Origin of the sequence: Chryseobacterium sp. RLHN22, from assembly GCF_051011795.1 — a bacterium.
Taxonomy (GTDB): Bacteria; Bacteroidota; Bacteroidia; order Flavobacteriales; family Weeksellaceae; genus Chryseobacterium; species Chryseobacterium zhengzhouense.
In genome coordinates this window covers 70444-94840 of the sequence record NZ_JBPCHW010000018.1, presented here as the reverse complement: position 1 = coordinate 94840, position 24397 = coordinate 70444, and the positions used below count along the sequence as shown (strand labels likewise).

The 24397-nt window shown below is 34.4% G+C and carries 18 protein-coding genes and 1 pseudogene; 5 read left to right on the top strand and 14 right to left on the bottom strand.

Annotated features, from left to right (window positions below):
* Nucleotides 1–253 precede the first annotated feature (253 nt).
* Nucleotides 254–1294 carry a tetratricopeptide repeat protein gene (locus tag ACR1PN_RS16325; protein ID WP_433980890.1) on the top strand — a complete coding sequence of 347 codons (1041 nt, stop codon included), beginning with the start codon at nt 254–256 and terminating at the stop codon, nt 1292–1294.
* A gap of 49 nt (nt 1295–1343) precedes the next feature.
* Here ACR1PN_RS16325 and gldG read toward each other — a convergent pair whose 3' ends face one another.
* The 5 genes from gldG to kbl all read right to left on the bottom strand — a co-directional run bounded on the left by gldG (nt 1344) and on the right by kbl (nt 6266).
* Entirely contained in the window at nt 1344–3011 is a 1668-nt protein-coding gene (gene gldG, locus ACR1PN_RS16320) for a gliding motility-associated ABC transporter substrate-binding protein GldG (RefSeq protein ID WP_433980889.1), read from the bottom strand.
* A 5-nt stretch (nt 3012–3016) separates the two neighbouring features.
* Nucleotides 3017–3745 carry an ABC transporter permease subunit gene (locus tag ACR1PN_RS16315; protein WP_433980888.1) on the bottom strand — a complete coding sequence of 243 codons (729 nt, stop codon included), beginning with the start codon at nt 3743–3745 and terminating at the stop codon, nt 3017–3019.
* A gap of 79 nt (nt 3746–3824) precedes the next feature.
* Nucleotides 3825–4373: a CopD family protein gene (locus ACR1PN_RS16310; RefSeq protein WP_378181433.1), complete on the bottom strand. Its 549-nt coding sequence runs from the start codon at nt 4371–4373 to the stop codon at nt 3825–3827.
* Nucleotides 4374–4559: 186 nt separating this feature from the next.
* On the bottom strand, nt 4560–5000 hold the full coding sequence (locus tag ACR1PN_RS16305; RefSeq protein ID WP_433980887.1) for a hypothetical protein: 441 nt from the start codon (nt 4998–5000) through the stop codon (nt 4560–4562).
* Nucleotides 5001–5069: 69 nt separating this feature from the next.
* Nucleotides 5070–6266, bottom strand: a complete 1197-nt coding sequence (gene kbl / locus ACR1PN_RS16300) for a glycine C-acetyltransferase (RefSeq protein ID WP_433980886.1) — start codon at nt 6264–6266, stop codon at nt 5070–5072.
* A 162-nt stretch (nt 6267–6428) separates the two neighbouring features.
* Between kbl and ACR1PN_RS16295 the strand changes: the two genes are divergently transcribed.
* Nucleotides 6429–7295: a cupin-like domain-containing protein gene (locus ACR1PN_RS16295; RefSeq protein WP_433980885.1), complete on the top strand. Its 867-nt coding sequence runs from the start codon at nt 6429–6431 to the stop codon at nt 7293–7295.
* 112 nt (nt 7296–7407) lie between these two features.
* On the opposite strand, the gene ACR1PN_RS16290 is transcribed toward ACR1PN_RS16295, so the two are convergent.
* The 5 genes from ACR1PN_RS16290 to priA form a co-directional block, all read right to left on the bottom strand.
* On the bottom strand, nt 7408–8322 hold the full coding sequence (locus ACR1PN_RS16290; protein WP_433980884.1) for a T9SS type A sorting domain-containing protein: 915 nt from the start codon (nt 8320–8322) through the stop codon (nt 7408–7410).
* Between the two features lie 244 nt (nt 8323–8566).
* Nucleotides 8567–8977 carry a hypothetical protein gene (locus ACR1PN_RS16285; RefSeq protein WP_433980883.1) on the bottom strand — a complete coding sequence of 137 codons (411 nt, stop codon included), beginning with the start codon at nt 8975–8977 and terminating at the stop codon, nt 8567–8569.
* Between the two features lie 53 nt (nt 8978–9030).
* Nucleotides 9031–10953 (bottom strand): M1 family aminopeptidase, encoded by a 1923-nt coding sequence (locus ACR1PN_RS16280; protein ID WP_433980882.1) that lies wholly within the window; start codon nt 10951–10953, stop codon nt 9031–9033.
* 79 nt (nt 10954–11032) lie between these two features.
* Nucleotides 11033–12502: a D-alanyl-D-alanine carboxypeptidase/D-alanyl-D-alanine endopeptidase gene (dacB, locus tag ACR1PN_RS16275; RefSeq protein ID WP_433980881.1), complete on the bottom strand. Its 1470-nt coding sequence runs from the start codon at nt 12500–12502 to the stop codon at nt 11033–11035.
* Nucleotides 12503–12661: 159 nt separating this feature from the next.
* Nucleotides 12662–15109: a replication restart helicase PriA gene (gene priA / locus ACR1PN_RS16270; RefSeq protein WP_433980880.1), complete on the bottom strand. Its 2448-nt coding sequence runs from the start codon at nt 15107–15109 to the stop codon at nt 12662–12664.
* Nucleotides 15110–15362: 253 nt separating this feature from the next.
* Here priA and lptB point away from each other — a divergent pair.
* The 3 genes and pseudogenes from lptB to ACR1PN_RS16255 form a co-directional block, all read left to right on the top strand.
* A pseudogene (gene lptB, locus ACR1PN_RS16265) lies at nt 15363–16088 on the top strand (LPS export ABC transporter ATP-binding protein); the annotation flags it as partial.
* A 664-nt stretch (nt 16089–16752) separates the two neighbouring features.
* A complete protein-coding gene (locus ACR1PN_RS16260; protein WP_433980893.1) occupies nt 16753–18477 on the top strand; it encodes an ABC transporter ATP-binding protein in 1725 nt (574 codons plus the stop codon).
* Between the two features lie 235 nt (nt 18478–18712).
* Nucleotides 18713–19669, top strand: coding sequence for a helix-turn-helix transcriptional regulator (locus tag ACR1PN_RS16255; RefSeq protein WP_433980879.1), 957 nt, complete (start codon nt 18713–18715; stop codon nt 19667–19669).
* Nucleotides 19670–19793: 124 nt separating this feature from the next.
* Here the strand turns inward: ACR1PN_RS16255 and ACR1PN_RS16250 are convergent, their stop codons facing one another.
* The 4 genes from ACR1PN_RS16250 to ACR1PN_RS16235 all read right to left on the bottom strand — a co-directional run bounded on the left by ACR1PN_RS16250 (nt 19794) and on the right by ACR1PN_RS16235 (nt 24396).
* Complete coding sequence (locus ACR1PN_RS16250) at nt 19794–20285, bottom strand: DinB family protein (protein ID WP_378181401.1); 492 nt, start codon at nt 20283–20285, stop codon at nt 19794–19796.
* 218 nt (nt 20286–20503) lie between these two features.
* Nucleotides 20504–22990, bottom strand: a complete 2487-nt coding sequence (locus ACR1PN_RS16245; RefSeq protein ID WP_433980878.1) for a beta-mannosidase — start codon at nt 22988–22990, stop codon at nt 20504–20506.
* 182 nt (nt 22991–23172) lie between these two features.
* The gene (locus ACR1PN_RS16240; protein ID WP_433980877.1) at nt 23173–23835 is read right to left on the bottom strand and encodes a copper homeostasis protein CutC; all 663 of its coding nucleotides are present in this window, start codon (nt 23833–23835) and stop codon (nt 23173–23175) included.
* Nucleotides 23836–23847: 12 nt separating this feature from the next.
* Nucleotides 23848–24396, bottom strand: a complete 549-nt coding sequence (locus ACR1PN_RS16235) for a hypothetical protein (protein WP_433980876.1) — start codon at nt 24394–24396, stop codon at nt 23848–23850.
* Nucleotide 24397: the final 1 nt, after the last annotated feature.

Sequence of the window (24397 nt, the reverse complement as noted above, 5' to 3'; positions counted from 1 at the left end):
ATGCTTGGTTGGATAGTTTCAAAGCGCTGTTAATAAGGTTTGAAAAATTGAATATCACTTGGATAAATCTACATTATTTAGCTTTCTCTATCTTGTTTCTAAGAAAAATAAAAGTTTAAACAGGTTTATTGGAAAAAAGGCTCTAATACCTATTAAATTGGGTAATATTTCACCCAACTTATAATAGTATTTTTTTGATGTGTGATTTTAGTTAAAGATTTTTCTATATTTGAAAATTACCAAAACTAAAGCCATGAGAAAATTTCTGTTGTTAGCAATAATTCCTATTTTAAGTTTTTCCCAAGATAAAAATGCCGCTGAAACTAAAGTTAGTGAAGGTATTATTCTTCATGATGGAGGTAAATTTGAAGAAGCTCTGAATAAATATGAAGAAGCTTTGAAACTTGACAAAAATAATCTGTTCGCATTATCTGAGAAAGCTATGACTTTGGAAGCTTCAAAAAAGTATGATGAAGCCATCAATATTTGTAAATTAGCAATCTCGACATATCCAAAAGAAGATATAAAAACGGTTTATCTTACCTATGGTAACAGTTTAGATCATGCACGAAAACCGCAAGAAGCAATAAAAATTTATGATGAAGGAATTAAAAAATATCCTAATTTTCACCAGTTATACTTTAACAAAGGTATTACTTTAGTGAATGATAATCAGATTGAAAAAGCTCTGGAACAGTTCCAAAAATCCCTTGTCCTAAAACCGGACCATCCCGGTTCACTTAATGCAATAGCAGCTTTGAGCCGTGAACACCGCATCATTTCTATTTTAGCTTCACTCAGATATCTTGCCGTTGATAATAAAACATCTCGTGCAAAAGCAAATCTGGATTCTGTAATTGATTTGATGCAACAGGGAGTCACTCAGACTGATGAGAATAATATCAGTTTAAATATTAATGAGAAAACAATGGAACAGGCCGCAGGGAATGGAAAAAAAGAAAACAATTTCTCAATGGTAGATGTGGTTTTATCGATGACTGCCGCTTTGGATTTCGACGAGAAAAACAAAAACAAGACTCAGTGCGAGAAAGCAATCGATAAATTTGAAAGTATCTTTGCTGTGTTGAAAGAAGGACAAAAAAATAATAAAGGTTTTTACTGGGAATTTTTAGCTCCTTATTTTATTGAAATGAAAGAGCAAAATTTAACAGAGCCTTTTACCTATATTGCTTTTCTGCCGTCCCAGACTGAAGATATAAAAAAATATCATCACGATAACGCAAAAGAAATTAAGCGCTTTTATGATTGGAGCAAAAATTATATTTGGAAATAATATTTTAAACAAAAAAAGAGAAACTGTGAGGTTTCTCTTTTTATATATTCTATCCGAATTTCTTTTTTCTTAACCAGAAGAACAATCCTCCTAAAAGTCCGATAATTGCTAAAGGTAAAAGCAAATTCAGGTATTGCCAGTTTGTTCTTTCATCGGTGATTCTGTGGCGGTCGAGAAGACGTTCTTCGATGTTTCTATTTCTCAGATCCATCAGATTGCTGTCGTCGAGAAGATAATCCAGCGCATTTCTAAGGAACTGTTCGTTACCAAACTGCTCGTCAGTCAACATATCGACTCCCAAAGGTAGAGCCTGCCCTTTGATAACTTTATTTCTCCCCACATCTCCATCTGCAATCACAATCATTTTATTTTCAGGACTTGATGCTTTGAATCCAGGGTAAGATTTTCTTTCAATTCTTGAAGCATAAGCCGAATTGAACTTCCCTTCCAAAGCCACTGCAAAAATCTTTGGCGTGCTTGGTTTTTCCATTTGCCCGAGACTGTCGACACTTGCAATTTCTTTTAGCTCAACATAGTTCGGAACCTGCTTCAATAAAGTTCTTTCACTTGATTCAAATAAAACATGGGTTTTAAATTTCTTCCCGCCTAAAGTATCGATCGATGTAGGAAATTCTAATTTTACGGGATTGATATTTTTTGTAATAGGATGATCAAGTTCTGCAATACCTAAAGGGAAATATGGCCACGGAAGGCTTGAATATTGTGCATTTCCGCCCACTTCACCTGTTACAAGTTTTAAAAGAGCGTATTTTTTCACATCTTTTACCAAAGCAGGATTGATTCTTAAACCATAATTAAAAAAGAAATCGGTCATGTTGATATCCACCGGGAAAGGCATTACTTTTTTAGCTCTTGTCAAAGTATCCATTTCAGCATTTACGGCATCAATCATCCAGAGTGTTTTTCCGCCGTTCATGATGTACTGATCCAGGATTACTTTCTCACCATCCGTAAAAGCTTTTCTTGGTTTTGCAATCACCAAAGCACTCATCTGTTTCAATAACGGAACGTCCGCCTGGGTAATTTCAACATTGTTTTTAGGGACAATCGGACCTGCATCATAGCTTTCCGTTGCCAGTCTCATAAAACTTTCAAATTCCGTTGGACTCAGTTCATCCTGATTGACCAGAATTCCAACCTTTTTTCTTTTGTCTGTTGCTACCGCTTTGATATTTGAAACTAAATTATATTCTAAATTTTCAATCGATTTTCTCAACTGATCATCTGCATTAATATTTGCCTGCTGTACAACCAAAGGTATAGAAATTCCTCTCTGATTATACTTTACCACTGCGTACGGAAACAAATAAATCTGGGTAACTTTTCCGTCTTTAAAATCCGGAAGAACCGAAGGCTGCATTCCCATTGCCATTAAAGTGTCTTGAGACATCTTAGTTTTCATCGGGTCGATGAATTTGAAATCAATTTTCGAATTGATTTTTCTGAATTCTTCGAGCATAAATTTCGTTTCACTCTGCAACTGTTTGAAATTTGCCGGAAAATCTCCTTCCAGGTAAACATCCACTGTCAAAGGCTTTTTAACCGATTCCAAAACTTTGATGGTACTTTCGGAAAGTGTATATCTTTTTTCTTTAGTTAAATCTAATCTGATGCCCGAAAATGCAAGAACCAATGCAACGGCAAAAGTTCCAATCAATAAAATGGCAAATGGAGATTTTAGGTTAATCTTCTTCATGTTTTTTACTTCTTTTTATTGATAAAATGATTAGACAATGCTAGTGTAAGGCCAATAATAAAAACAAAATAGGCAACATCTTTAAAATCGATAAGTCCTCTTGTAAAACCTAAGAAATGCTGATAAAAACCAACAGTCTGTAAGATAAAATCTGCTCCACCTAACAATTTATAACTTGCCAGCTGCTCAATTCCGAAATACATGATAAAACACATGAAAACTCCCAAAAGATAAGCCATAATCTGATTCTGAGAAAGCGATGAAGCCAAAATTCCAACACCTGAAAAAGCTGCAATGAGAATCATTAAACCGAAGTAGCTTCCTAAAGTCATTCCCATATCGATATTTCCTTCAGGAACTCCCAAAACATACACCGTATAAAAATAAATGACCGAAGGAATCAGACACATAATGCCGACAACCCAAACTGAAAGAAATTTCCCTGAAACCAATTCTGAAACTTTCAGAGGCTGTGAAAATAACCAGTTTAAAGTCCCCGTCTGTTGTTCTTCCGCAAAAGTTTTCATCGACAAAGCCGGAACAATAAACATCAATAGCCAGGGTACCAAAACGAAATAGCTTTGTAAAGAAGCCAATCCGATGTCAAAAATATTGGAATCATTCTCGAAAAAAAACAAAAACAGAGTTGTTATCAGGCTGAAAGCCGCAATGATGATCCATGCGCTCCAGTTCCCGAAATAGCTCCAAAGTTCTTTTTTAAATATTGCAAACATGTTTTTAGTATAAGTTATAGGTTATTAGTTATGGGTATGATTCAACTTATAATTCATCACTCACAATTTATAACTATTATTAATTCTTCTTTCTCTTATTCACCAGTTTCACCGTCATCATGATTAAAAATACCAGAACGAAAAATCCGGTGATTAATTGCCACCAATATTCAATGACCTGATATTTTAGAATAACGGTAAAAACGACCAAAAATAAAATAAATGTGGCAATTTCGTTAGCCTGTCTCAGTTTTAAATTGGCTGTTTCTAAAGTTTTTCCGTTCAGTTGAACTATATGTTTTACTTTTTTCCAGCACCAGTAATGGTAAATTGCCAATCCGATCAGGAAAGTAAGCTTTAAATGAAACCAAGGAGTTTTCATCAAACCAGTATTTAGAAATATCATCACTAAACCACAAACTGCCATGATAATTCCGGCAGGAACGGTAATGATATTCCACAGTCTTCTTGCCATAAAAGTGTATTGCTCCCTGAGAATCAACTTTTTTTCTTCCGAAAAAGCATCAGTATCTTTATAGTACACAAAAATCCTTACGAGATAAAAAATTCCCGCAAAATAACTGACCATGAAAATAATGTGCAACGCCTTGATAATGGTATAAAGCATCGTAAAAATTTGTGTGCAAAGATAATGATTTTGTTGATGAATTTAAGGCAAAAATACTAAGTAGGTGAACAATTCACATAACATTATTATTTTTATTTATTAAATTTAATTATGTTTATGTATTATATAAATTCCGACTAAAGCCAGTAAGGAATATTTAAAAAGAAAACGGGCTGAAGCCCGTTCCTATGGGTTGACAGAAATGCTGTCAATTTTTTTACCATCGGTGTATCTTTTAATGTATTTCAGTTTTCCATTTTCGTCATAATATTTCCAGTCACCGAAATAATACCAATGGCGTTCGTTTTCAGAAATATCGAGCTTGCTTTGTCCGCGTTCCATAATGTTTCCGTTTTGATGATAAACAAACATTTTGGATTGCTTCTTTCCTATTTTTTCTTTCTGATAAAGCTTTTTTCCCAAAAATGTTTTCCAGACGCCCACTCTTTCTCCTTTATGATATCTTCCGAAGGTAACCAGTGTATCCTTATCGACAGGATATTCTTCTTTCCATTTTCCGTGGCGTTTCTGAACTTTATTAGAAATTTTTATATATTGGTTCATTTTGGTCTGACAAGAAACAAAAACCATAACCGAAAATACCGTAAGTATGAGATTTTTAAACATAAAAAAAACAGAATTTCTGTAAATATAGAAATTCTGTTTCTATTCTACAATTGTAGAAGTATTTATTTTTTAAGAAATCACTCTCAACTCCTTTCCAACTTTTTCAAAAGCTGCAATTGCTTTATCTAAATGTTCTCTTGTATGTGCGGCCGAAAGCTGTACTCTGATCCTCGCTTTTTCTTTAGGAACAACAGGATAGAAGAATCCAATTACGTAAATTCCTTCATCCATCAATTTCTCAGCCATTTGCTGAGATAATTTAGCATCATACAGCATGACAGGAACAATGGCAGCATCTCCGTCTGGAATATCAAAACCTTTCGCTTTCATTTCTGTTCTGAAGTAAGAAGCATTATCCATCACTTTATCACGAAGAGAAGTATCATCAGAGATCATTTCCAGAACCTTCAACGCTGCACCCACAATTCCCGGAGCCAAAGAATTTGAGAACAAATAAGGTCTTGAACGCTGTCTCAGCATATCGATGATTTCCTTTTTTCCTGAAGTAAATCCGCCTAAAGCTCCACCTAAAGCTTTTCCTAAAGTAGAAGTAATAATATCTACTCTACCCATCACTTCGTTGGCTTCGTGAGTTCCACGACCTGTTTTTCCAATGAAACCTGTTGCGTGAGAATCGTCAACCATTACCAAAGCATCATATTTATCGGCTAAATCGCAAACTCCTTTTAAATCAGCAACGATTCCGTCCATTGAGAAAACGCCGTCAGTCACAATAATTTTAAAACGGTGATTTTTTTCTGAAGCAGCGATTAACTGAGCTTCCAGATCCTCCATATTATTGTTTTTGTAACGGTATCTTGCTGCTTTACAAAGACGAACTCCATCGATAATTGAAGCATGGTTCAATTCATCTGATATAATTGCATCTTCTTCCGTAAACAAAGGTTCGAAAACTCCGCCATTCGCATCGAAGCAAGCCGCATAAAGAATAGTATCTTCAAGTCCTAAGAATTCAGCAATTTTCTGTTCTAATTGCTTGTGAATATCCTGAGTTCCGCAGATGAAACGTACTGAAGACATTCCGTAACCGTGAGATTCGATCATATCCTGTGAAGCTTTCATTACTTCGGGATGATTTGATAACCCCAGATAATTGTTGGCACAGAAGTTCAACAGCTTTTTTCCGTTGGCTTCGATTTCTGCGCTTTGCTGAGAAGTGATGATCCTTTCTCTCTTGTAAAGCCCGTCGTTATCGATATTTTGTAATTCGTTCTGTAAGTTTTCAAGATACTTTTTAGAAATCATTATAATATTATTTAAGTTGGGCTAATTTAATAAAAAGGCTTTAAACAAAATACTTTTAGCCATTTTTATTGATACAACCTTATATTTTCTGAAAATTCAGTCTTGTTAGTCTACTAATTTAATAGGATAATAACTATATTTGAATTTTAAAATTGAATCATAATGAAATTGACACAGGTAAAAACTACCCAAAATATAAAGCCGGAAGAATTTATTTCGAATCACATGAAAGCCTGCAAACCCATAATTTTAAAAGATTTTGTTGAACAAGACAGCCCGGCTTATCAAAAATGGAATTATGAATATTTTAAACAAATCGCAGGTGAAACGAAAGTCAATGTTTACGGAAGTGAGCTAGAATCTATCGACAGAGTGGCCAGTAAACCTGTTGCTGAAACTACTTTTGCAGAATATTTAGATCTCATCAGCACAAAAACTACAGAATATCGTCTTTTCCTTTTTAATCTTTTAAGCATTAAACCTGAGCTGAAAAATGATCTTTATTACAAAGATGTTACGAAAGGGAAAGTTTTAAAGTGGCTTCCTTTTATGTTTTTCGGTGGAAAAGGTTCGATTACACGGAATCATATTGACATTGATATGTCGCACGTTTTCATCACCCAATTTCAGGGAATTAAAAGAATCTGGTTATTTCCTTGGGAGCAATCTGATCTGATGTATAAGCTTCCTTATAATTTTCACAGCTTAGTTAATCTTCAGGAACCAGATTATGAAAAATATCCTGCTTTGAAATTTCTGAATGGTTATGAAGCTGTCATTAAACCAGGAGAAACTCTTTACATACCTTCCGGATGGTGGCATTATATACAATACGAAACCGAAGGATATTCCGTTTCTGTTCGTGCCTTGCCCTCAAGCTGGCTGGAAAAATGGAGAGGGTTTAAAAATTTAGTTATCATCAGACATTTCGATAATACGATGAGAAAAGTTTTTAGAGAAAAATGGTTTAATTATAAAGTTAAAATCGCAAATAAACGTGCAGAAAAAGCGATGAAGAAAGCTTCTTGAGTTGGATGATAGAAGTTAGGTGCTAAATTAGCCTCCAATTCAATGCTTTTTCCCAAAATTGATTGTACTTTCTGGTAACATATAACTTTGACACCCAACTTCCAGCTAAAACCTATTTCTTAATAAACTTCTTGGTAAATTCCGAAGTAGAAGTCTTCACTTTTACAACATAAACTCCGGTAAGCAAATCTGAAACGTTTACAACTTTTCCGTTAGAAATACCGTTTTCCTGAATATTTCCGATCAAACTTCCTTTTGCATCGAAAATTGCAATCGAACTGATCTTCCCATCTGTTTCTATACTTAATCTTTCAGTAGCCGGGTTAGGATAAATTTTTATGGATTCTTTTTTTGAAAGCTCATTTGTAGATAAAGTCGGAAGATTATTAATCTGAATATTATCAACTCTGAAGCCTGTTCCAAAATCATCGTATACAAAATCAATAGCCTGTACATTTTTGTTCGCACCTAGCGCACCTGAGTAAATTTGATTTCCATTTAAAAAATATTGAATTGTATTGTCAGACTGTCTAATAATTACTTTTAATTTATTCCATGTATTAGCCGTTAATAAAGGACCATTCGCCAATCCTGCTGCAGTTCTGTATTTCAGCATCCCGGTTTGATAGTCAATCTGAAAAGAAGCCGTGTAATCTGAAATTAATGCATTATTATATATGGCAATTTCATAAGACGAAGAATTAAGCCCACCGAAATTATAATCAAAAGAAATCTCTACATCAGTACTTGTAACAAGACTCGTTATATTTTTTTCCACTCCACATGGCTCTTGTATCAACCCGTTACTGATCATGCTAAAAGACCTTGTTCCATCTGTAGGGAGTGTATTTACAACCTGTGCATTTCCGACAGGAAGTCCACCCCATGCAACCCAACCTTGTTGGCCAGCCAAATTTCCAACTGTATATCCTTCTGAACTTTCAAAAGAGATTTTTTGCACCTGCGCTTTAAAACAAAACGCTCCAAACGACATAAATGCCATTAAAGTAAATAGAGTTTTTCTCATAGAAAATATTTAACAATTAATGAATCAACAAGTTATAATTTTACAAGACTGCAAAATTAATACCTTATTTTCAATATCGTAAATATTTCCCGTTATATTTATTTAATGTTCAAAATTTAAAATATATAACATCCTGATCATTAACGTCTATCAAATATTCTTCATGAAAATTAATTCCATATAAATTTAAGCCGAAAAGCTTTCATAAAAATGAAAGATTGAAATTAAAGATGTAAGATCTACTTTATTTTTTTACATCATATTTTTTATAAATCACTCCTTGTAAAGATTTTATTCGGGCAGTACATTCATCGGAAATTAATGTCATTATAAGATTCTCGCCTATAATTTCATACTTATACTTTCCTGTAGATCCAGCATCGCAAGGAGTTCCGCCGGAATTTTTCACTAAAGTAATTTCTTCATTAGTGATACTGTAATTCATGTTTTCAATAACTTTATTGCCGAGTAAAACATCTATTTTATCCTTAGAAAACTTTAAGACAACTTCAGTTTCCTGAGGAATTTTTGCAAGACCATTCCATTGTGTGTTCAACAGTGGATTCTCAACATTTTTATTTCCACAGGAAACTAATATTGCCAATAAAGTTGTAGAGAAAAGCAATAAAGCGAAGAATAATTTTGTAATTTTCATAGTTGTTGTTTTATTAAAACAAATATACATTGAAAATCAATACCATAAATTATTTATTCTTTTACAAATTTGAAATTCGAATTGACAACTTTAATAAAATAAACTCCTTTTTCTAAAAGAGAAATATCGATCTGTTTATCTGTTTTTCCTTTTTTCATCAATCTTCCATCAGCGGTAAAAATCTGATATTCTGTTTCTTTTTTAAGTCCCGAAATAAACAATTCATCTTTTGCCGGATTTGGATAAATATTAAATTCTTCAGCTTTAAAATCAACAGTACTTAAGCTGTTATCCTGTGTAACCGTTGAATTTCTCTCCAAAATCTGGTATTCATAATTAAACTGAACATTAGCAATCGGAAAACTTACCGTTTCCGTAAAATACTGGTTGTTTGAAGTGTTGTTTAATGCAAAAAAAGCAGTCTGTCCACCTGTTCCTGTTACTTTAATCGGCAACGGCATCTCAAAGAAATTTACCGAAGAATGACTTTGAGTTTGTGACGCTTTAAAAGTAACCTGATTTCCGACCTGTTTCCAACGAATATCGTACGTTGGATGACCCTGTCCGTAGATCCAGTCATTAAAAAATTCTGTAAAGTCTTTTCCTGTCGAAGTTAAAAAAGAAGCATTTAGATCTGAAGTTCTGACATAACTGTAAGCCAGATTAGGTCTTGCATGATAATCTTTTAATGCCTGATAAAATACGGTATCCCCTAAGATCCACTTCATCATTCTTACGACATATCCTCCTTTTGAATAAGTTAATCTTCCATTAAAAATAGAATTGACATTTCCTAAATTGCTGTCTGCAACGTATACACTTCCTCCCGCAACGCTTGTAATATAGTTTTTTTCACTTAACAGATAATTTAAAAATCCTGAATTGGTCATTATCAGTTTTTCGTAGGCAACATGCTCTCCAAAAGTAGCAAACCCTTCATTGAGCCAAATATCATTCCATGCTCCGCAGGTAACCTTATCTCCGAACCATTGGTGAGCCAATTCGTGGGCAATTAATTGCTTACTCCATCCCCCCATTGAAGACATCGTTTGGTGTTCCATTCCACCTCCGGCTGTGAATTCCATGTGACCATATTTTTCATTTCGGAAAGGATAAGCTCCAAAATAAGTTTCGAAAGTGTCCATCACCGTTTTTGTCCAATCAATATTTGCCATACTCGTTGCATCAGTACTTGTGGAAGGGTACAGATAATTTACAAACGGAAAAGGCGGTGTTCCCATCGTATCATTCAGTTTAACAAAATTGGTAATTGAAAGAGCAACAAGATACGCAGCTATAGGATATTGTGTTCTCCAAAATGTTCTTTTCTGCCCGTTTCCTAAAATCGTTTCCGACATTAATTTACCATTTGCAGCTACGCTGTATTGCGCAGGAGTCGTTACTTTAATATCAAATTTTTCAATCTTATCATTCAAACTTTGCTTCGTAGGAAACCAGTCTTGTGCACCATAAGGTTCATTCAAAGTAGAAAGAACAGCGCTGCTGCCTTGTGTATTGGTGAAAAATGCATTATTGGCAAGTGAAGGTGCACCGTGATACTGTATGGTGATAGAATCCAAAACATTGGCAGGTAATGTATTTGGGAAATCAATTTTTAGTTCGTTGGAAGAAAACTGCTGTAAAACTAAATTCTGACCGTGATAAATAACCTGTGTAGCAAACATATTTATATTCAAATCAAAATAAATACTGTTCATTGCCTGATTCGGTTTAAAGTGGGAAGTTACAGAACCCGAAATATTGTGCACCGCCGGATCAATAGAAACATCCATTCGCTGATACTGCAAATCGTAGTTTAGCGTATTGGGATTGATATTTCCTGCAGCCATTTTCGCTTCAAAAGATTTCATTTCTTTTTTAATTAACCCCTTCTTCTCAATGTTTTCATGTGCGCTTTGAGCTGATAATGTATGAACAGCAAAGAGGCTTAAACATAGAAGGTAAAATTTTCTCATAGTCAGATAATTAGGCAATAAAGATAAAAAAAACCTTTCAATCTGAGATTGAAAGGTTTTGTATGAAGTTAATTTTTATTTATAAATCTAAGGCTGGTTTGAGTATTTGCTCCATCTTGCTTTTTACCTGACCCACTGAGCCTGCATAGTTATTAACCATTAAAGAAAAACAAAGTGTTCTTCCAGAATTGGTTTTTAAATAACCAGCTAAAGTTTTTACTTTATTTAGAGTTCCTGTTTTTGCAAAAACCTGTCCGTTTCCTTCTGTTAAGAACATACTTTTCAACGTTCCTGACTGTCCGCCAATTGGCAGGGAGTTGAAATACGTTTTATAATATTTCTCATTCATCAGAGAAGTTAAAAACTTCACCTGGGAAATTGGTGTTACATGATTGCTTCTGGAAAGCCCGCTTCCATCCATATAGTTCAGACCTTCAAGGTCAAATTCGATATCTTTTAAATGGCTGTTTACAACTAATCTTCCTGATTCAGAAGTCTGATCGCCCATTTTGAAATAACCAACGGTCTTCAATAAGGCTTCTGCTAAAGAATTATCGCTTCGTTGATTAGTGTAATAAATAATATCACCCAAAGTAGGAGATTTGTAAGCAGCAATCATCTTTCTAACTTCTGGAGAAGATTCTGTAATTCTTGGAGTTACTTTTCCTGTAACTGCAACTCCGCTCTTTACAAGACTTGCTTTGAAAGAATTGGCAAGAAAAGCCGGAGCATCCGGTAATTTAGTCGTTAAAGTTCCGTCTCCTTCATATTTTTCAGCATACACCATTTGGTTCGCATAAGGCGAAACATAGAAGAACTTTTTGTCTGCCGCAGCATTCATTGATTTTTTTACAATCAGTTTTTCATTTGCCGGATTGATTTCACGGGTTGTACCAACGGGTAAGTAGTAATTATTGTTTTCTAACCACACAACATTTTCCGGAAGTCTCGAAATGTTACCTTTGAAAAGCGCTGTCTGAATAATAATATCACCATTTACCTTTTTGATGCCTTCGCGTGCAATACCACCTGCAAAATCTGAAACGATATCTTTGTAAGACCAGGCTCCTGCTTTGTTGGTTCCTAAACTTGGATCACCACTTCCTACAATATAAAGATTACCGTTCAAAACTCCATTCTCATCAATTTCCCCTGAATACTCCAACTGGGTCATCCAACGGTAGTTTTCACCCAACATGCTCATTGCCGTTTCGGTGGTTAACAATTTGGTTGTAGAAGCTGGAACAAGCGGAGTATTTTCGTTATAAGAAGAAATAATTTTCTTCGTTTTCGGATCGTAGACTACAAATCCCCAAGACGCATTTTTCAGCACAGGGTCTGTCATCATCGTGTTTACACTGATATCTACAAGTTCTTTTGGCGACAGAATAGCCTTTTCCACATACGCAGCCGGCGAAGGAAGGTTTAAGCTACTTTTCTGATTGTCGTAATTCTGAGAGTAAAGAACTGTAGAAACGGTCGATTGAGCAAGTAGAAAACCAGCAGTCAAGACCGTAATACCTGAAGTATATTTTCTGAAATTTACCATCTAATTTTTCTTTTTGTCATATTTTGGATAGCTTAAAAAAGGATTGGTTAAATCGTTAGTTAAATTCCAAACATATAATCAACGACCAAATGTAGAAATTATTGTTGTATGGTGGTTCAGTAGACTATTATAAAACCCTATAAAATTTGTTAAATTTTGTTAAAAATCCACAAAAATATCTTTTTTAATACTTTGATAAGCAGTGATTTCGTCAAATTCTTTTAAACTTAATAAAACAAGACTTTTAAATTTTTCATAGTTTTTTCCGCGTGGAAGCTTAAGCAAAATCTGGAATTGATAAAGATTGTTTAACCTTGCAATCTGCGCTCTTTCAGGGCCTAAAATACAATCTTCGGGAAGATATTTTCTTAAAATTGATCCTAAAAACTGTGAAGCACGATTCACTTTTTCGTCCCTTCTGTGTTTCATCTCAATCATGATTAGCTTTGTAAAAGGCGGATAGTTAAATTTCTGTCGTTCGGTGAGGAAGTATTTATAAATTTTAGAAATATTATTCATTTTAATCAACTGAAAAACAGAATGATCGGGATTAAAGGTCTGAATTAAAATTCTGCCCTGTCCCGAAACTCTTCCCGCTCTTCCGGAAACCTGCGTAATCAGCTGATACGCTCTTTCTTCCGCTCTGAAATCCTGCACATACAGCATAGAATCTGCTTTTGGAATTGCCACCAATTCAATATGATCAAAATCCAGACCTTTGGAAATCATTTGTGTTCCGACTATAATATCGGTTTCCCGGTCCTCAATTTTTTCGTATAATTTTTCGTAGGCAAATTTTTTCCGCATCGAATCAACATCCATTCTGTCAACTTCACTGTCAGGAAAAATCTTAGAAACTTCTTCATGAATCTGCTCCACTCCTACGCCTCTTTCATTTAAATTCTCGGAATAACATTTCGGGCATGCTTTTGGTTTTGAAGCTCTTTGACCGCAATAATGGCATTTCATTTCGTTTGCTGCTTTATGATACGTCATTACCACGTCACAATTGGAGCAGTAGTTTACGTAACCGCAAGATTCGCATTCCAAAACACTAGCATAACCACGACGGTTATGAAGAATCATCGTCTGATTTTTCTCTTCCAACGTTTTTTTGATTTCATCAATTAATTTCAACGAAAAATTGCCTGAAACCTTTTTAGAATCCTGTGCTTCTTTAAAATTAATCAACTCAAATTCAGGAAGCTTTACATTTCCGAATCTTTCATTCAGAAAAACATATTTTAACTTTTCTTTTCTTGCCAGATAATAACTCTCCACAGAAGGGGTTGCAGAGCCTAAAATCACATTTGCTCCATAAAAATTAGCCAAAACCAAAGCCGCATCTTTTGCATTGAAAAACGGAGAAACTTCTCTCGGTTTATACCCGGAATCATGCTCCTCATCTACCACAATCAATCCTAAATTCTGAAAAGGTAAAAACAAGGAATTTCTTGTCGCAATGAGGACGGAAATGTCATTATTTTTAATTCTTCTCCAGATTTCAACCTTTTCAAAATCGGTGAGTTTCTGATGATAAAAACCAAGCTGTCTTCCATATTTTTTCTCTAATCTTTGGGTAATTTGTTTCGTTAAAGAAATTTCTGGAAGCAAAAACAATACATTTTTTCCTTCTGAAATACATTCTTCGATTTTTTCTAAATAAATATGGGTTTTTCCTGATGAAGTAACGCCGTGAAGCAATACATTTCGACCTTCTTCAAACGCTTCATTTACTTCAATTTTTGCAGTTTTCTGAACTTCAGTTAGTTCTTCAACCTCTTCAATCTCACCTTCATAACTTTCGATTCGGTCTTTCTGCATGTAATATTCTTCGACAAGATGTTTATCTGCCAAAGATTTTAAATGGGAACTTGCAAAATATCCGTCTTCAAACAATTCTGATTTTTTGATGTGTAAATCAGGATTCTCAGTCTGTTTTTCTAAAATATGAAGGAAAAGATCCTTTTGTTTTTTAGCTTTATTTAATTTTAACAGAACCTCAGTCAGGTCATTATTATTCAAAACCTCATCGTTGATTTTCACATAAGCAACTTCTTTTGCTTTGTATTTTTCTGCGATTTTCTCATCGATTTCGATGTATTGTAAATCAATCAGAGAATTGATGGTTTTAATGATATCCTTTTTCGGGATAAATGCTTCAATATCCGTTAAATTAATCAGCTGACGAACTTCCAATGCCTGAATTAAATACATCTCATTGACATCCAGATTTTCAAATTCAACGGTAGCATTTGGCTTTAGTTTAAGATAGGTTTCACTTTCCAGTTTTAAAGAAGACGGAAAAGCAAACCTATAAATTTCGCCCAAATTACAGAGATAATAATCTGAAAGCCATTTCCAGAACTTAATCTGTTGCGGTGGTAAAATCGGCTGTTCGTCTAAAATACTGATGACTTCCTTCGGAACAAACTGAGTAGGTTCTTCATCATGCAACTCAAAAACAATTCCCGTGTAAATTTTTTTTCCGCCAAACTGCACCAAAACTCTCATTCCAGGCTGAATTATTGGTAATAATTCTTCAGGAACTTTATACGTAAAAGTTCCTTTCAGATTGAGCGGTAAAATAATTTGAGCGTATTGCAAGGAAATAATTAAAGTGTAAAATTAGATTTTTCTTTTTAAAAATAAAAGTACAACCTTATTTTCCTTGAACTAATGGTCGTCAAAAACCTGTAAGTTTTGAAAAGCTGTTAGGTTTAGTTTATACAGTAATGTCGCTTCGATTGATTACAATTCGAAAATCGCTACTACAATATGTTTGTTAAACTCTCCTAAAATTAAAAACTGACAGATTTGTAATAAATTTCGAATTCAAAAAAACTTTATCTTTGCGACTATGATTTTACGAGGAGAAAACTTAATCAAGGAATACGGTCCCAAGAAAGTTGTAAAAGGCGTTTCTGTACAGGTTCAGCAGGGAGAAATTGTTGGTTTGCTTGGTCCGAACGGAGCGGGAAAAACCACTTCATTTTATATGATCGTAGGTTTGGTAAAGCCTACTTCGGGAAGAATTTTCTTGGACAAACAAGAAATTACTTCTGATGCAATGTACCGACGTGCCCAAAAAGGCATCGGTTATCTTGCACAGGAAGCCTCGGTTTTCAGAAAGCTTTCAGTAGAAGACAATATTTTGGGGGTTTTGCAGCTGACAAAACTTTCAAAAAGAGAGCAACAGATAAAATGTGACGAGCTGATTGAAGAATTTTCTCTTCAGCACGTTCGTAAAAACAGGGGAGATCTTCTTTCCGGAGGGGAAAGACGTAGAACCGAGATTGCAAGATGTTTGGCAACTGACCCGAGTTTTATTCTTTTGGATGAACCTTTTGCGGGAGTTGACCCGATTGCCGTTGAAGATATTCAGAAAATTGTAAGAAGCTTGACCGATAAAAACATCGGAATTCTGATTACCGATCACAACGTACAACAGACTTTGGCGATTACCAACAAAACATACATCATGTTTGAAGGAAAGATCCTGAAAGAAGGTCTTCCTGAAGATTTGGCAAATGATCCACAAGTAAGAGAGGCGTATTTGGGTGAAAACTTCGTTTATCAGAGCATCTTCGACAAACCTAGCAAGAAAAGCTATGCGTACAATATTTGGGCAGGAAATTTCGAATCTAAATCTCAATTCCAAGGTTTTGTAGATGAAAATTTTGCTCAGTTTGATGATTTGAGATTGATGTACGGATTTGAAGATATTAGTTTTGCTTCATTAGGAAATTCAGAAATTCAGCATATTTTTAATGATGTTGTCGATAAAAATGCCAATAATTCTTTTGCTTTCCAGAAAAAAGAAATCAATTCAAATTATTCATTAGAACAGGCACACGCAGATTCTAAAGCAGCCAGCAAATCTGAACTGCATTATCTGACGACTTATGTTTTTGAGGGATAAATAATTTAACATTAAGATTTTTTAGCTGTAAGAGGTTTTAAAAATCAATAAATTGATTTAAGCACAACGCTTAATCATTTACATTGGTTAATCTTAAAATACACAGAATATTATCCTTAACAACTAAACTATCTTAATGGTTTAAAATTAATCTAAGATCAAAGTTTTTCGAAATTATTTGCTGAAAAATATAATAAAACGTACCTTTTCTTTCAGAAACGGTACGTTTTTTCATTAAAACCAATTCATGGCAAAACCTTTTAATAGAACAGTTACGTTATTCGGAATTTACAGACAGCTGGTTCCGTTTATAAAGCCTTATAGACCGATGATTTATGGAACTTTGTTTCTTACTTTTCTCGGCGCTTTGGCGGCACAGGTAAACCCTTTAGTTTTAAAATATACAGTGGATGAAGTTACTAAACTGACACACCTTCCGCATCCGATGAGTGAAGGAATTCATATTTTAATTCTTATTTCCATCATTTTATTGGGAAAAGAACTGCTGAATATTTTCATCAATTTCGGACAGAAATTTTATGGTGAGAAAATCAGGATTAATGTAAGTTCAGTTTTAGCACAATCCGCAATCGACAAGATTTTGACGTACAGAGTTGCTTATTTTAATGACGAAAACCACGAATCTGGGAAACTTCAAATTAGAATTGACAGAGGAATTGAGAGTTTAACGAGATTGGTACAAAACTTTTTCATTGATATTTTACCGCTTTTCTCAAATGCGATAATTGCTTTAATTATCATGTACATCCAGAATGTGTATGTCGGTTTGGTTTCTACGATTATTGTTCCGATTTATTTTTACATCAGTTCGTTACAGGCAAAAAAACTCGGCGGCGTAAGACGTACATTGAGAAATCAACGAGAACAGAAAACTTCAGGACTTTTAAATTTAATCAATTCGATTATGGTGATTAAAAGTTTTGTCCGCGAAAAGTTTGAAGGCAAAAAACAGTACGATTTGCAGATGCAGCTGATGGAGAGCCAACTGTTTACCCGAAAAACCAATTTTATTTATGATGGTTTAAAAACTTTTATTGAGCAGTTTGGGGTTGTTTTAATTATTCTTCTGACGGTTTATCTGGTTTTAGATCAACAAATGACGATTGGCGCCATCATGCTTCACATTATGCTTTTTAACAATGTTTCTTCGCCAATCAGACAGCTTCACAGAATCTATGATGACATGAATGATGCAATGATTTATGCGGAAGGTTATTTTGATATTTTAAATGCTGAAAACGAGATTGAGCCCAACGGAACTTTTGTAGAAAACGAAATAAAAGGAAATTTTGAATTGAGAAATGTCAATTTCACGTATCCAAACGGAACTCAGGCGCTTCATGATGTTTCGATGACCATTGAGAATGGAAAAACCACTGCGTTAGTCGGTTTAAGCGGAGCCGGAAAATCAACCATCATCAATCTCCTTTGTAAATTCTATCTTCCCGATTCAGGAGAAATTATTTTGGATAAAGTTGATTTAAAAAATTATAACAATACCTTTCTTCGTGATGATTTAGGATTAGTTCTCCAAAAAAATCATATTTTTCAGGGAAGTATTGAAGACAACATCCGCTACGGAAACATGAATGCGAGTTTTGAAGAAATTGAAGAAGCAGCTAAAAAAGCTTATCTCCACGAACAAATTTTAGATCTTCCTGAAAAATATCAACATGATGCAACTCAACTTTCAGGTGGACAGCAGCAGAGAATTGCGATTGCGCGATTATTTCTGAAAAATCCGCCGATTATTTTCCTTGATGAACCGACTGCAAGTCTCGATGCGATTGCTACCGAACAGATTAAAAATTCTTTAGACGCCATAAAAGAAGGCAGAACCGTTGTGATTATTTCGCATTCCCTTTCACAGATTTTAGATTCTGATAAAATTTATGTGATGAAAAAAGGACAGGTTGTAGAAAGCGGAACCCACGATGAATTGGTACAAATGAATGGAACTTACCGAGAAATTTTTGATGCTTCTGCAAGAAGTCTGAATCTGGATAAACTGGTGAATACGTTTAAAAATTAATGTAGCAATTTAACAATGTAGGAGTGTAACAATGAATAGTGCAATGCTAAGTGTTTTACTATGTCTTTTTAACACAAGGAGCACTAAGAATTTCACAATGAACACAAATATTAGTGAACTTTGTGAAAAACCTTTGTGTTCCTTGTGGTAAATAAAAAGTTAAAAAATCATTCATATTAGTCTAAATTTGCATCAACGAACCTCTCATTTTTCATTTGTAACTTCTCACTAAAAAATGAACGACCATTACCTCAAAAAACTCGACCGGGTAACAGCAATTCTAACCCAATTACAGTCAAAACCGATTGTAAGAGCGCAAGATTTGGCGAAAAAATTTGACGTGAGTATAAGAACGATTTATCGAGATGTAAAAACCTTGGAAAATGCCGGGATTCCCATCATTGGCGAAGCCGGAAGCGGCTATTCTCTGATGGATGGCTACAAACTTCCGCCCATTATGTTTACTAAAGAAGAAGTTCTGAGTTTTATTACTGCCGAAAAACTAATGCAGCGCTTTTCACACGAAAGTCTCGGAAATCATTATAGAACGGCCATGGAAAAAGTTCGTTCAGTACTGAAATATTCTGACAGAAATTTGCTGGCAAACATTGAAAAGCAAATTGATATTTTTGATAATTACCCGAAAACTGAAGATAAAATTAAAAACATCATTCCAACTATTTTGGAAAGCATAGCCGAAAAGGTTCAGATTTCAATCGATTATAAAGCGGTAAATGAAGAAATTTCGACAAGAACAATTGAAGTAGTAGGTGTTTTCTTTGAATTTAATTTTTGGTATATTATTGCTTATTGTACTTTGAGAAATGATTTCAGGCAATTCAGAATCGACAGGATTTTAAAACTGATTAAAACCCAAACTCCATTTTTACAGGAATACGGACAAATCAATGATTACCGAAAAAAACCAAACGGAAATAAAACGACTGTTAAGCTTTTGGTAGATAAAAAAATTATGGGACATTTGGGAAATTCCAAAGTATACTATGGTCTAACCGAAGAAAAAGAAACGGAAAAAGGTTTTGAATTAACCTTTGAAACAGAATGGATTACTGATGGATTTCCGCGGTGGCTGATTACTTTCGCAGATTATGCAGAAATCATCGAACCTGAATATTTGAAAATAACCATGAAGGAATTAATTCAGAAAGTTTCAAAGAATTTTTATGCTTAAAATATTCGACTATTCGTAGAAAAAAATCTCCCACTGATTCGACAGATATTCACAGATTTTTAAATTCATTCTGCTACATCTGCAAAATCTGAGAGAGAATTTTAAATTAAATGCATCAATGTTGCTAGAATCTTTCCCAGAAGAAAGGTGGTACAATTCCCAAAGCTCTTAAATACGTATAGCCTTGCCCTCGGTGATGAATTTCATTATCAATAAAATAAAGAATATTCTGATATACCGGAAATTCATACTGACCAAATAAATTGAATGTTTCCTGGAACCTTTCTTGAGAAATCTGGTTGAAATAAAGGTTGATTACTTCAGTTTCAGAATCCCATTTTGCCAAAAGCTCTTCCTTGGTTTTTGGTGCAGCCGTTTCGTCGTCAAAAGCGTCCATTTTTCCTTCAACAATACCTTTTAGACCCGGACCGGCAATACTTAGGAGTTCGGTAGCAAGTTTTGCAAAAGGTCTCATCCCGCCTACTGAAAATTCAAATAATTCTTTTTCAGGGAATGATTCAATTACTCTTCTCGTCAGATTTCTGTGACCTTGCCAATGTTCTAAAAGTTGATCTGCGGAGATAAATTGTTTTGTAGCTGTTGCTGTAGTTGTCATAACGTTTTTATTTTTGTTTGTTAATGTTAAGACAAAGGTAATAGCAGATTATGACAACAGTTTGTCAGCAGGTTTTTTTAAAATGAAAAAAAATTTAAAAACTTTAAAATAAATAAAGATTTCTCACGTTACATTGACATCCGATACACAAATGTTTTAACTGCAAATAATGTGGAGGTAGATAAATTTGAATGAGGCCGGTTTTTTAAATCGGTCTTTTATTCGTTAATCGTATCCCAAAGGCTCATCACTTCCACTTTTTCCAAAGGCTCTGAAAGTTTAATTCTTTTTGAAGTTCCCGGAAGCAAGTCGAAGAAATTATCACTGAAATGTGTATCTCCAATTAGATAAACATCTTTCACCAAAACATCTGTAGAAACTTCGATTTCTGTAGAAGAAATTTTCTTGATTTGAATAGATGGTCTTGTCAGTTTTAAATCTTTTGGTTTTGAGAAGAAGTAATTATTTTCTGCAATTACTTTATCATTTCTGTCTTTTAAAATTAAATGTAAAAACACTTCATTTTTATCTTTATCGCCAATTAAATTTTCGATTTCAATGGGATCTAACTTCAGAATTCCTTCTAATATTTTTCCGTTAGGAACAGAAGAAACTTCATCCAAAACAGCCCCCTTAAAACTAATAACCTGAGTTTCTAAATGAACATCATCAAATTTCTTCAACTCATCATTAACAGCATAAAAGTTCAAAACCCCATCTTTCTCTTCAGTTAGAATTACCTGGTTTTCAAAACTTCTTTTGATCTGGTAATGCAAAGCTTTCCAATTTCCTAAATAATCGATTGAAGACCATGAAACCACCGGCCAGCAATCATTCAGCTGCCAATACAAAGTTCCCATATTGTAAGGTTTTGCACGGCGATGGGCTTCAATGGCAATCTGCATTCCGCGAGCCTGAAGCAATTGAGAAACGTAATTGTATTTCACAAAATCCGTTGGAATATGGTAATCCCGTTTCATATAATTGTCAATAATTTCCCAACCTCTCGAATGTTTTTCGTGTGCTTTTATTGTTCCGTTTTGTAAGCTTAAATCCGGAGCTCCGGAAAACATCGATTTCGTAGTTTCCAATGTGGGCATTCCCTGAAAACCATATTCTGAAGCAAATCTCGGAACTTTTTCGTTATAAATTTCAAACGGCTGTTCTCCCCACCAAACACCCCAGTAATGAGAGTCACCTTCTGTTAAACTTTCCTTGTGTCCCCAACCGATAGACGGTGAGCTTGGCCAGTAAATTTGCTTATCAGTCGTTGCATATTTTTTAATGGCATTTGGAATTACCTCATGAAACATTGTGTTATAATCTTTCCAAACCTGCAGCGAATCTTCTTTTGAATACTTGAATTGCTTCTGATACCCCCAGTTTACGATCGCTTCATCCACTTCGTTGTTTCCGCACCATAAAGCCAATGACGGATGATTCTGAAGCCTTTCCACCTGATCTTTGACCTCCATTTCAACATTCTTTTGAAAATTCTCGTCCGAAGGATAAAAGCTTCCCGCAAACATAAAATCCTGCCAAACCAATATTCCGTTTTCGTCACAAGCCTTCAAAAATTCATCGTCTTCGTAAATTCCACCTCCCCAGACCCGAATCATATTCATGTTGGCATCTTTACAATCTTTGATCAGTTTCTGATATTTTTCCTTTGTTATTCTTGGGGTAAAACTGTCGGAAGGAATCCAGTTTGTCCCTTTTGCATATATCGGATTTCCATTCACTTTAAAATAGAAAGATTTCCCTTTTTCGTCTTTTTCCTGAATTAATTCAACTGTCCTTAATCCAATTCTTTCAGACTTTTCTGCAATGGTTTTTGAATCTTTTTGTACTGAAATTTTTAACTGATATAAATTCGGATCGCCCCAACCGTTAGATTGCCATAATTTTGGATTTTGAATCTGATATGGAATTGAAATTTGATTTAATCCTAATTTTAAATTAATCCTTTGAGATTTTCCGTTAATTAAAAAACTATATTTTCCTTCTTCTTTAGTAAAAATTTCAGCATGAATATTTAAATCTGCTTTTTGTTGGGTTAAAGCTTTCTGCTCAATTTTTACATTTTCAAGTTTTGCCTGATTCCAGAAATTTAACTGTACATTTTTCCAGATTCCGGCAGTAACCAATCTTGGTCCCCAATCCCATCCGAACTGATATTGTGCCTTTCTTACGTAGCTTCTTGGAGATTCAGGCGTAGTAAAAGGAACTCTTTTAGCCAGTTCTTTTCCAACATTTACCGCCGATTTAAATTTAACCTGTAAAATATTTTCGCCGATTTTTAAGTTCTGTTTTACCGGAATCGTCCATTTTCTGAACATATTATCTGTTGATTGCAATAATTTTCCATTTAAATAAATCTCTGAAAACGTATCCAATCCGTTAAAGACCAAATCAATATTCTGATTGGCCAATTCTTTAGAGGAAAGCTTAAAACTAGTCTGATAATCCCAATCTTCATTTTCTACCCACTGAACTTTTTTCTCATTTTCATCTTGGTAAGGATCTGGAATGATCTTATTATTCATCAAATCCAAATGAACCGTTCCCGGCACGGAGGCTGTGAGCCATTTATTTTCTTTAGCATTTTTAAATTGCCATTTTTCTGATGATAGATTTCGCTCGGAAAACTGGGCGAATAGGATATTTTGAATAAAAAGAAAAGAAAAAAGTATAGATTTGTTCATCAATAAATTAAGTTATAATAATTTATAATTGTAAAGTTTAAAACATACGGTTTGTCATTCTGACGAAGGAAGAATCGAAACCATTAAGATTAAAGTTAGGTTTTAAGAATATTAAGCTTAGATTCTTCACTACGCTTCGCTTCGTTCTGAATGACAAACACACCTTTGAATCACAAAAATGATTATTTACTCTTCAAAGCAATAACTTCCTCCGGACTCGCAAAAGCTCCCCCATCCGTAATGGCGGAGGAATGGAAATACATTGCTTTGGTAAAGTCTCTTAATTCTTCAATATTGGTAGAACGAAGCCCACCTCCTACAAGAATTTCGATTCTTCCGTTGGATAGTTCAACTAATTTTTTCAGGTTTTCCTTACCTTCTGAGACATTAGGTTTCTGTCCGGAAGTAAGAATTGTTTTAAAACCACATTCGATCACCTTTTCTAAAGAATCTTTTAATCCTTTTGCACGGTCAAAAGCTCTGTGAAAAGTACATTGGTAAGGTTTTGAAAGCTCAACCAATTCTTTATTTTGCACTACATTTACCTCCGCATTTTCATCTAAAATTCCGAATACAAAACCATCTACATTTAAAGTTTTTAATTGAACCAGATCCGATTTCATCTGCGCAAATTCTTGATCAGAGTAAGTGAAATCTCCACCACGGGGACGGATCATCACAAAAATCGGAATATTAATTTTCTCTCTCAGTAATTTTGCGGTTTCAAAGTCTGGAGTTGTTCCGCCTTCGCTTAATCCGTCGCACAATTCTATTCTGTCTGCTCCATTCTCAAAAGCGATGATTGCGGATTCAGGATTGAAGCATGCTATTTCTATTTTTGACATTATTTTTTTAATTTAATCTTTTTCAATTACATCTGCGATCAGAAACTTATTATCTTTTTTGACAACACCTATTTTACGTTTAAAAATAGCTTTAGCTCCATCATCAGCTAGCTCAACATCAAAAACAAATGCTTCATCTTCTGAAATAGCATCTAATTCACATTTTCTAACTTCAATATTTGTCCAATCCTGCGCTGAGATTAGAAATCCTGTGTTTATTCCGGCATATTTTGTATTGTATTTATTTCCCCATTTTTGCTGAAAATCTTTTAAACTAAGACTTCCATCCACATCCATATCTACGTTTGTTGCGTCCGTTTTGTATTCATAGTAGTCTTTGGTTGTGATATTCTGCATTATTTTTTGCTGATCAGAAATATCTGCTCTAAAATAACTTAGAATACTACTTTTCAGCCAGTTTTTTGCAGCTTCAGCTTCACCTTTTATATCGGTTACGTCTTTATTTTCTATTACAGAAATATTAGTGTTTTCATCCGTTTTTTTAACATCTTTACATCCAATAATTAGAAAGAAAGAAGCAACAATTGCATATTTTATCATT

Excerpts from the sequence above, each read along its gene's own strand:
- ACR1PN_RS16325 (WP_433980890.1), top strand. The coding sequence starts at position 254 with ATGAGAAAATTTCTGTTGTTAGCAATAATTCCTATTTTAAGTTTTTCC.
- gldG (WP_433980889.1), bottom strand. The coding sequence starts at position 3,011 with ATGAAGAAGATTAACCTAAAATCTCCATTTGCCATTTTATTGATTGGA.
- ACR1PN_RS16315 (WP_433980888.1), bottom strand. The coding sequence starts at position 3,745 with ATGTTTGCAATATTTAAAAAAGAACTTTGGAGCTATTTCGGGAACTGG.
- ACR1PN_RS16310 (WP_378181433.1), bottom strand. The coding sequence starts at position 4,373 with ATGCTTTATACCATTATCAAGGCGTTGCACATTATTTTCATGGTCAGT.
- ACR1PN_RS16305 (WP_433980887.1), bottom strand. The coding sequence starts at position 5,000 with ATGTTTAAAAATCTCATACTTACGGTATTTTCGGTTATGGTTTTTGTT.
- kbl (WP_433980886.1), bottom strand. The coding sequence starts at position 6,266 with ATGATTTCTAAAAAGTATCTTGAAAACTTACAGAACGAATTACAAAAT.
- ACR1PN_RS16295 (WP_433980885.1), top strand. The coding sequence starts at position 6,429 with ATGAAATTGACACAGGTAAAAACTACCCAAAATATAAAGCCGGAAGAA.
- ACR1PN_RS16290 (WP_433980884.1), bottom strand. The coding sequence starts at position 8,322 with ATGAGAAAAACTCTATTTACTTTAATGGCATTTATGTCGTTTGGAGCG.
- ACR1PN_RS16285 (WP_433980883.1), bottom strand. The coding sequence starts at position 8,977 with ATGAAAATTACAAAATTATTCTTCGCTTTATTGCTTTTCTCTACAACT.
- ACR1PN_RS16280 (WP_433980882.1), bottom strand. The coding sequence starts at position 10,953 with ATGAGAAAATTTTACCTTCTATGTTTAAGCCTCTTTGCTGTTCATACA.
- dacB (WP_433980881.1), bottom strand. The coding sequence starts at position 12,502 with ATGGTAAATTTCAGAAAATATACTTCAGGTATTACGGTCTTGACTGCT.
- ACR1PN_RS16260 (WP_433980893.1), top strand. The coding sequence starts at position 16,753 with ATGATTTATGGAACTTTGTTTCTTACTTTTCTCGGCGCTTTGGCGGCA.
- ACR1PN_RS16255 (WP_433980879.1), top strand. The coding sequence starts at position 18,713 with ATGAACGACCATTACCTCAAAAAACTCGACCGGGTAACAGCAATTCTA.
- ACR1PN_RS16250 (WP_378181401.1), bottom strand. The coding sequence starts at position 20,285 with ATGACAACTACAGCAACAGCTACAAAACAATTTATCTCCGCAGATCAA.
- ACR1PN_RS16245 (WP_433980878.1), bottom strand. The coding sequence starts at position 22,990 with ATGAACAAATCTATACTTTTTTCTTTTCTTTTTATTCAAAATATCCTA.
- ACR1PN_RS16240 (WP_433980877.1), bottom strand. The coding sequence starts at position 23,835 with ATGTCAAAAATAGAAATAGCATGCTTCAATCCTGAATCCGCAATCATC.
- ACR1PN_RS16235 (WP_433980876.1), bottom strand. The coding sequence starts at position 24,396 with ATGATAAAATATGCAATTGTTGCTTCTTTCTTTCTAATTATTGGATGT.